Source organism: Actinoplanes campanulatus (assembly GCF_014647795.1).
In the GTDB taxonomy this organism is placed as follows: domain Bacteria; phylum Actinomycetota; class Actinomycetes; order Mycobacteriales; family Micromonosporaceae; genus Actinoplanes; species Actinoplanes campanulatus.
Window position 1 is genome coordinate 1 of sequence record NZ_BMPW01000073.1, and the last position, 1218, is coordinate 1218.

1 protein-coding gene is annotated in these 1218 nt (G+C 73.0%); it reads left to right on the plus strand.

Annotation, left to right across the window (positions count from 1 at the left end):
* Positions 1–76: 76 nt before the first annotated feature.
* Positions 77–946 (plus strand): universal stress protein, encoded by an 870-nt coding sequence (locus IEZ13_RS46080; protein ID WP_183227923.1) that lies wholly within the window; start codon positions 77–79, stop codon positions 944–946.
* Positions 947–1218 lie beyond the last annotated feature (272 nt).

Consider the following 1218-nt stretch of genomic DNA (forward strand, 5'->3'; position numbering starts at 1 on the left):
ACGGCGACCGGCCCGGCCAGCGCACTCGGCCGCATCGCCGACCTGGTCGCCCGGACCGGAGAAGGAGGGCCGTACCATGCAGAATAAGATCATCGTCGGCTACGACGGATCGTCATGGTCCGACGACGCCCTTGCCTGGGCGCTGGAGGAGGCAGAACACACCGGCGATCCGGTGGAGCTGGTCCACGCCGACGAATGGCCAATCCTCGCCCCTGCCGCGAGCATGGCCCCGTCCCCCACCCTGAGCCCCGAATTGTACGTCGAGCGGATCATCGAAAGCACGCTCGACCGGGCGGTCGAGACGGCGCACACGACGCACCCCCTGGTGCCAGTGACCACCACGACCGTACGCGCACATGCCGCCACGGCCCTGATCGACCGTTCCCGGCAGGCCCGGTTGCTGGTTCTCGGCGGTCGTGGGCACAGCGCCGTCGCCGGGCTGTTCGGCTCGGTCTCCGCGGCGGTGACCGCCCACGCCCACTGCCCGGTCGTGGTGGTCCGCGGCGCCCAGCCGGCCCCCGGCCCGGTGGTCGCCGGCATCGACGACACCGACGCGGCGCCGGCCATGCTGGTGTTCGCCGCCGAGCAGGCAAGCGCGCGGAAAGCGCCGCTGCATGTCATCCACGCCTGGCCGCCGGTCACCGGTATCTGGGCGGAGACCCCGATGGCCACCGGGACGGTCACCGCCCGCGAACGGGAACCGTTCGACACGGAGGTGACCGTCATCCGCGACACCTACCCGAACCTTCGGGTCCAGGCCGACGCCGTGGTCGAGCATCCGGCCGCGGCCCTGACCCGGGCCAGCGACGGTGCGCAACTGCTGGTGGTCGGATCCCGGGGCCGCGGGGCGGTCCGCGGGATGCTGCTCGGTTCGGTGAGCCAGCACCTGCTGCGCCACTCGGCCTGCCCGGTCGCGGTCGTCCACGACAGTCTCGCGAAGTCCTGAACCCGCACCACCCGGCGGCAGGGAGGCCGGCATGAACCCCACGTGGCACGACATGACGCCACTGCCCGACCTGCTGCACGACGAGGCGCGCGGTGGGCCGGCACGGCAGAGCCGCCGCGACGCCGACCGCTGACAGACCCCGCTGCCCCGGGTCAGCAGATCCGGGGCAGCTGCTCGCCGAGGAGCACGTCGAGCACCCGGCGCGACCCCACCGCGGTACGCACCACCACCGGCCCGTCGGTGCACGCCGTGCCGATCCGGACCGCCTGATC